7 protein-coding genes are annotated in these 6271 nt (G+C 70.0%); 3 read left to right on the top strand and 4 right to left on the bottom strand.

The genetic code is table 11. The annotated features are described in order from the left end of the window. Positions 1-519: MarR family winged helix-turn-helix transcriptional regulator (locus JHN45_RS49940; RefSeq protein ID WP_201056095.1), on the bottom strand; the 519-nt coding region annotated here is incomplete at its 3' end. 51 nt (positions 520-570) lie between these two features. Here JHN45_RS49940 and JHN45_RS49945 point away from each other — a divergent pair. Further along, positions 571-1506 carry a DMT family transporter gene (locus JHN45_RS49945; RefSeq protein WP_374195695.1) on the top strand — a complete coding sequence of 312 codons (936 nt, stop codon included), beginning with the start codon at positions 571-573 and terminating at the stop codon, positions 1504-1506. A 77-nt stretch (positions 1507-1583) separates the two neighbouring features. On the opposite strand, the gene JHN45_RS49950 is transcribed toward JHN45_RS49945, so the two are convergent. Beyond that, positions 1584-2057, bottom strand: a complete 474-nt coding sequence (locus tag JHN45_RS49950) for an HIT family protein (protein WP_201056096.1) — start codon at positions 2055-2057, stop codon at positions 1584-1586. A gap of 140 nt (positions 2058-2197) precedes the next feature. Beyond that, positions 2198-3139, bottom strand: a complete 942-nt coding sequence (locus JHN45_RS49955; RefSeq protein ID WP_200714002.1) for a ScbA/BarX family gamma-butyrolactone biosynthesis protein — start codon at positions 3137-3139, stop codon at positions 2198-2200. A gap of 110 nt (positions 3140-3249) precedes the next feature. On the opposite strand from JHN45_RS49955, the gene JHN45_RS49960 reads away from it, so the two are divergent. Beyond that, complete coding sequence (locus JHN45_RS49960) at positions 3250-3903, top strand: ScbR family autoregulator-binding transcription factor (RefSeq protein ID WP_200714001.1); 654 nt, start codon at positions 3250-3252, stop codon at positions 3901-3903. Positions 3904-4057: 154 nt separating this feature from the next. Further along, positions 4058-5593, top strand: coding sequence for a glutaminase (locus JHN45_RS49965; RefSeq protein ID WP_201056098.1), 1536 nt, complete (start codon positions 4058-4060; stop codon positions 5591-5593). On the opposite strand, the gene JHN45_RS49970 is transcribed toward JHN45_RS49965, so the two are convergent. Beyond that, entirely contained in the window at positions 5570-6211 is a 642-nt protein-coding gene (locus JHN45_RS49970; protein ID WP_201056099.1) for a class II aldolase/adducin family protein, read from the bottom strand. The genes JHN45_RS49965 and JHN45_RS49970 overlap by 24 nt on opposite strands. Between the last annotated feature and the right edge of the window lie 60 nt (positions 6212-6271).

Consider the following 6271-nt stretch of genomic DNA (forward strand, 5'->3'; position numbering starts at 1 on the left):
CTCCTCCCCCACCCGCGGATCCTCCACCCGCGACAGCCACGTCGTGAGCAACCCCTCCAACGCCTCCGCCTCCCCCGGCGTCAGCAGGCCCAGCAGGCGGTGTTCGTTGCGGATGTGGTCGGTGAACGCCCGGTCGATCAGGTCGTGTCCGGGGCGGGTGAGGGCGACGATCCGGCCGCGCTGGTCGTCGTCGGAGCGGCGGCGGGTGACGAGTCCGGCTCGCTCCAGGCGGTCGATCCGCTTTGTCATCGCGCCGGTGGTGACCATGGTGTGGGCGGCGAGTTCGCCGGGTGCCCGTTCGTAGGGCTCGCCGGCGCGGCGCAGTGCGCACAGGACGTCGAACTCTCCCTCACCGAGTCCGTAGCGCCCGTAGACGAGGCAGAGTTCCTCGGTCAGGTGGTCGGCCAGGCGGTGCAGCCGGCCGATCACTCCCTGCGGGGTGACGTCGAGGTCGGGGCGCTCGCGGCGCCAGTCGGCCTGGATGCGGGCCACACGGTCCGGCGGGTGGGGGTCGTCCATGCACACCACGATACCTTCCCAGGAAGCTATGCTGGCTCTATATTAGCTTCCATGGAAGCCAATATGCGATGGGTGGCACTGACCGCCGTCGCACCAGTCGCCTGGGGCGCCAACTACTACGTCACCCACGAGTTCCTGCCGCCCGACAGCCCGCTCTACGGCGCGGCCCTACGAGCCCTGCCCGCCGGCCTCGTCCTGCTGGGCCTGTGCCGAAAGCGACCGCGCGGCGCGTGGTGGTGGCGTTCCGCGGTACTCGGGCTGCTGAACGTGAGCGTGTTCTTCGTCCTCGTCTACGCCGCGTCCCAGCTGCTCCCGACGAGCATCGCCTCGACCGTCATGGCGGTGTCCCCGCTGGCGATGATGCTCATCGCCTGGGCCCTGCTGTCCGAACGGCCCGGCCGCGCGCACCTGGCCGGCGCGGCGATCGGGCTCGGCGGGGTGTGTCTCATGCTGTTCACGGGGGCGGGCGGGGTGAGCGTGCCGGGAGTCCTCGCCTCGGCCGCGGCGATGCTCGTGTCGGCCTTCGGTCACATCCTGACCAAACGGTGGAACGACACCCGTACCGACGTACTCGCCTCGACCGCCTGGCAGCTCACCGCCGGAGGGCTGTTCCTCCTGCCGGTCGCCGCGGTCGTGGAGGGCCCGCCGCCCGCACTCTCCCCCTCGGCGCTCCTCGCGTTCGGCTACGTCACCCTGGTCGCCACCGCGCTGGCCTTCGCGGCCTGGTTCACCGGGCTGCGGCACCTGCCCTCCGGAACGGTGGGCCTGATCGGTCTGCTCAACCCCGTCACCGGCGTACTGCTCGGCACGGTGGTCGCCGGAGAGGTTCTGACGGTCCGTCAACTGTGCGGACTGGCACTGGTCCTGACCGGAGTCGTCCTGGGCCGCCCCACCCGCGCGGGCCGCCGCGGCCCCGGCCGGACACCGCCCCACCCGGTATCGGACGAGCGTCCCGTCCAGGAGTCCGTCGCCGGCGACCCTCGATGAGGTTCGGTTCTGTACGACCGGTGCGCCGCCCCGAGAATCGCCAGCGCTCTTCGCTGCGATTCCGGGACCGTGCCGCCTCAGCGCCACCCCGCCGTCAGCGCGCTGCGCAGTCTCCGCGCGGAGTCGTCGAGGAGCGCCGGATCCTCCTCGGTCTTCTCAGCCTCCTCGGCCTCCTCGGCCTTCGCGGGCCACAGATACGGCATCCGGTCGCCCTGGTAACGCGGGACCACATGGACGTGCAGGTGGAACACCGACTGCGTGGCGACCGCCCCGGACGACTGGATGACGTTCAGCCCCTCGGGGCGGTGGGCGGCCCGTACCGCGTGGGCCGCCCGGAGCACCGCCGCGCCGACGGCCGCCGCCGTCTCCTCGTCGAGGTCCCAGATGTCCGCGACATGACGCCGGGGCACGACCAGAACATGCCCGGGGTGTACGGGTCGTACGGGCAGGAATGTCAGGGTCTCGGCGGTGTCGGCGACGACGCGGGCCGGTTCGGTGCCGGCGGCGATACCGCAGAAGACGCAGTCGACGCCGTGATGATCCACTGTCATGGGTCGACAGTAGGCCCGTGCGCGGGCGCATCTCTCAGCGGACGGCGGCGGCGGTGTCCGGACGCCCGCGCCGGACGAGCCCTCCGCCCGCCCCCGCCGACGTGCCGGTACCGGATCACTGAACGCACCGCGCCATCAGCTCAGTTGTTCAGGACCGGCTCCCACCACAGGACCCCCGACGCCGTCACAGCCCCGCCCTGTGTGACGTCGAACTCCCAGCCCTCCTCGCCGGGCTCGCACGCGACGTACGCGGGCGGGTCCCAGTCCGTGAACCGGGAGGCCGTCATACGGCAGCCGGTCAGCCGGCCGGAGGTGTCGCCGCTCGTGAGGCACACGGCCTGCCGGGCGGCTTCCAGGAGGACCATGCCGGGGATGTGGTCGCTGGGGTGGTCGAAGAACAGCGGATGGCGAAGGTCGGCCGGTGCCACCCGCAGGGAGCCGGTTCCGTCCCGGGCCACCATCACACCGCCGGAGGCGGAGGCCGACACGGCGGCGGGCGGGAGTCGCCGGACAGCCTCGCCGGACGGCGGAAGCGCATCGGCCCGGGCACCCCGCAGCGCCCGGTACTCGTCCTCGGTGAGAATGCGGGCCCGGCCCTCGGCGCTGCCGAACTCGGCGTCGCCCGCCGCCAGTTCGAGCCGGAGACTGAGCGCGACGGGATACGGGATGCCTTCGACGCGACGGAGGTCGGAGACCGTGGCGCGGCAGGTCACGTCGGTCGCGCCGTAGCCGACCACGGGTTCGGTGGCGGGGTCGAGGCGGAAGCCGATGGTCTTGATGACGGCCCTGCTCCGCTGGGGGACACCCAGGAAGCGCTGGCAGAGGTAGAGACAGCCCTGCCGGAGGGTTTCCGCGATCAGCAGCGGGTCGTGCCGGTCGCCGGATCCGGCCCGGAACGTCGTGTGGGAGCGTGACCATTGCGCGGCGAGCAGATACCGCCCTTCGTCCAGTGCGTGTCCGTCGGTGAGCAGAACCTCCGCGATCGATTTCCGGTGGACGAGATTCCGCGGTACGGAGCGGTCCCAGCTCAGCGTCGGGATCGCCGCCGTACCGAAGGGGGGAGATCCGGTTGATTCCTTCATAAAATAATAGGATGCGTGATTCTCGCGGGTGCGGATAAGAAATGCCGCACGGTCCGATAGATTCGCCTGAAAAGACGATTCGGCGTGAAGGGCAAGGGTCGTTGAGGGCGATGCAAGAACGCGCGGAAGCCACCCGGCAGGCCGTCCTGGCGGCGGCGGCAGTGCTGTTCGAACAGCATGGATACGTCGGGACGAGCATCAGCGACGTGGCGCGGAGGAGCGGCTACACCAGCGGCGCCATCTACTTCCACTTCGGCAGCAAGGAGGGCCTGGCCGCGTCCGTCTTCGAGGCCCACTTCGGTGAATGGCCGCGACTGGTGGAGAGCTGGACCTCGCTCGAAGGACCCGTCCTGGACCGGCTGGTGGGCCTCAGCCTCGCGGTGGCGCGGGAGTTCCGCGACAACGTGATCGTGCGGGCGGGCAACAGGCTCTCGAACGAGAGCAGATCCATCCCCGCCGAACTGCCGCAGCCGTTCGTGGGCTGGATCGAAACCGTCGCCCAACTCCTGCACGCAGCAAGGGAGAACGGCGAACTCGCCCCCGACACGGATGTCGAGCGGGCCGCGCGGGTCGTCGTCGCCGGATTCTTCGGCACCCACACCGTGTCCGCCGCCCTGGACGACCGCAAGCACGTCGAGCAGGCGGTGACCGACCTCTGGCTCTTCCTGCTCCCCGCCCTGCAGGCCTCCCCCGACCCGCACGGCTGCCTGGACCGGGCCCGCACCCTGCTGGACCGTGCTCCCGGGCCGAGGTCCGCCGCGTAGGCACCGCTCGCCCAGCCACCGCTCCCCTCGCGCTCCCGCACGCCCCACCCGAACGGGTGACGGGGCGCTGGGCAGCCACGCCCACCCTCTCCAAGATGGAACATAACGATCGTAATGTTCTGCGATCCGCTGTTTCTGCTACGAGGTGAGCCGCATGGCGTCCACGACCCGCCCCAGGGAAAACCCCGAGTCCGCGTCCGGAACGAACCCTTTCGAAGCCGCGTACCGCGCTCTCTTCGACGCTTTCGACGACGACGGAAGTCAGACGCTCTCCCGCGCGGAACTCGTCAGGAATCTCCACGCCACCGGAATCCTGGAGGACGATCCCCGGATTCAGGGCATCCTCGACGCGACGCAGGACGGCGACGGCGAGCGGGAAATGGGATTCCCGGAATTCGTGGCCCTGATCCAGCATCACAGCGGTCTGCTGCAGCGGGCGATGCGGAATTCCCTCATCGTGCCGGACTTCCTGTCGCTCACCGAGGAGATCGACCGGATCCATCACGATCTGCTTCCCGTGCGCGCCGGCCGGGTGGCCGACCACATTCCCCAACTCGCCCTTATCGACCCGGAACAGTTCGCGATCTCCCTGTGCACCGTCGACGGCCAGCGGCACACCGTGGGGGACGCCGATGTCCCCTTCTGCGTCCAGTCGATGTCCAAGACCGTCAGCTACTGCATGGCGCTGGAGGAACACGGCGTCGACACCGGGGCGATCATGAGCTGCGCGCTGATCCGTCCCGAGCTGCCCCTCGCGGACCGCTTCGACCACGTGGCGCAGACCTGGCAGCGGCTGGCCGGGGGCAGGCGGGTCGGGTTCAACAACTCCGTCTATCTCTCCGAACGGCGGACGGCCGACCGCGATTTCGCGCTCGGTCATTCGATGCGGGAGAGCAATGCCTTCCCTCCGGGCACGGATCTGCTGCAGACGCTGGAGTTCTACTTCCAGTGCTGCTCCATCGAATTGGACGCGCGCATGCTGGCGGTGGTCGCCGCCACCTTCGCCAACGGAGGGGTGTGCCCGCTCACGGACGACCGGGTCTTCAGCCAGGAGACCGTCCAGCAGTGCCTTTCCCTCATGTCCTCGTGCGGGATGTACGACTTCTCCGGCGAGTTCGCCTTCACCATCGGTCTGCCGGCCAAGAGCGGGGTGTCCGGCGCGCTCATGGTGGTGATCCCCGGGCTCATGGGGGTCTGTGTCTGGTCCCCTCGGCTGGACGAACTCGGCAATTCGGTACGGGGCATCGAATTCTGCCGTCAGCTCGTGAAGAAGTTCGAGGTCCATCCGCATGCGTCGGTCTCCAGCGGCTCCCGGCGCAAGGACCCCCGCAAACGCCCTAACCAGAGCGCCGTCGAGAGTGTCGTCGCCCTCTGCTGGGCGGCCAGCCAGGGCGACCTGGACGAGGTCCGCCGGCTCGTGTCCGCCGGAGCGGACATCGGCACGGGCGACTACGACGGCCGCACTCCGCTGCATCTCGCCGCGGCCGAGGGCCATGTGGAGGTCACCGGCTACCTCCTCGCACATGGCGCCGATCCCGAGGCGACCGACCGCTGGGGCGGCACCGCCCTGACCGATGCCCAGCGCGGCGGCCACACCCACGTGGCGGAACTCCTCGGGCCGCACACGGCCGTCCCCCGGCAGCAGGCCACCGGGGCCGACACCAGGTCAACTGCCGCCTCCGCCAAGTGAGTCGACGGACGGTGGCACGACGCGTCGTGCCACCGTCGCGGTGAGTTCGCAGATGCCGGGGGCGGGGGTGAGGAGCGGGGTGCCCGTGGCGGTCGCGGTGGTCTGGATCTCGCAGGCCTTGTCGAGGTAGTACATGCGCAGGAACGCCTGCGCGGGGGTCTCGCCCACGGTGAGCAGGCCGTGGTTGCGCAGGATCATCGCGGGGTGGCCGCCCAAGTCGCCCACCAGGCGCCGCTGTTCGGCGAGGTTGAGGGCGACGCCCTCGTAGTCGTGGTAGCCGAGCCTGCCGTAGAACTCCATGGAGATCTGGTTGAGCGGGAGCAGGCCGCTCTTCTGGGCGGCGACCGCGCAGCCCGCCCTGGTGTGGATGACGAAGCCGGCCGGGTTGACCGGGTGGGGGGACTCCTCGACGGGGTGGCCGGACAGGTCGATCTTGACGAGGTTCGATGCCGTGATCTCCTCGAAGAGGAGGCCGTAGGGGTTGATCAGGAAGTGGTGTTCGGGGCCCGGGAGGCGGGCCGAGATGTGGGTGAAGATCAGGTCGGTCATCCTGAAGTGCGCCACGAGCCGGTAGACGGCGGCCAGTTCGCGGCGCAGCCGCAGTTCTTCCGAGGACATGGGGACCTTTCGACGGGATACGGCACGTGCGGGTGCGGGTGGGGGGATCCGGTACGGGGG

Source organism: Streptomyces sp. MBT53 (assembly GCF_016654115.1).
Lineage (GTDB): Bacteria > Actinomycetota > Actinomycetes > Streptomycetales > Streptomycetaceae > Streptomyces.

What these genes read in the sequence shown, in the direction of transcription:
- JHN45_RS49950 (WP_201056096.1), bottom strand. Translation starts at nt 2,057, where the DNA reads ATGACAGTGGATCATCACGGCGTCGACTGCGTCTTCTGCGGTATCGCC.
- JHN45_RS49945 (WP_374195695.1), top strand. Translation starts at nt 571, where the DNA reads ATGGAAGCCAATATGCGATGGGTGGCACTGACCGCCGTCGCACCAGTC.
- JHN45_RS49965 (WP_201056098.1), top strand. Translation starts at nt 4,058, where the DNA reads ATGGCGTCCACGACCCGCCCCAGGGAAAACCCCGAGTCCGCGTCCGGA.
- JHN45_RS49955 (WP_200714002.1), bottom strand. Translation starts at nt 3,139, where the DNA reads ATGAAGGAATCAACCGGATCTCCCCCCTTCGGTACGGCGGCGATCCCG.
- JHN45_RS49970 (WP_201056099.1), bottom strand. Translation starts at nt 6,211, where the DNA reads ATGTCCTCGGAAGAACTGCGGCTGCGCCGCGAACTGGCCGCCGTCTAC.
- JHN45_RS49960 (WP_200714001.1), top strand. Translation starts at nt 3,250, where the DNA reads ATGCAAGAACGCGCGGAAGCCACCCGGCAGGCCGTCCTGGCGGCGGCG.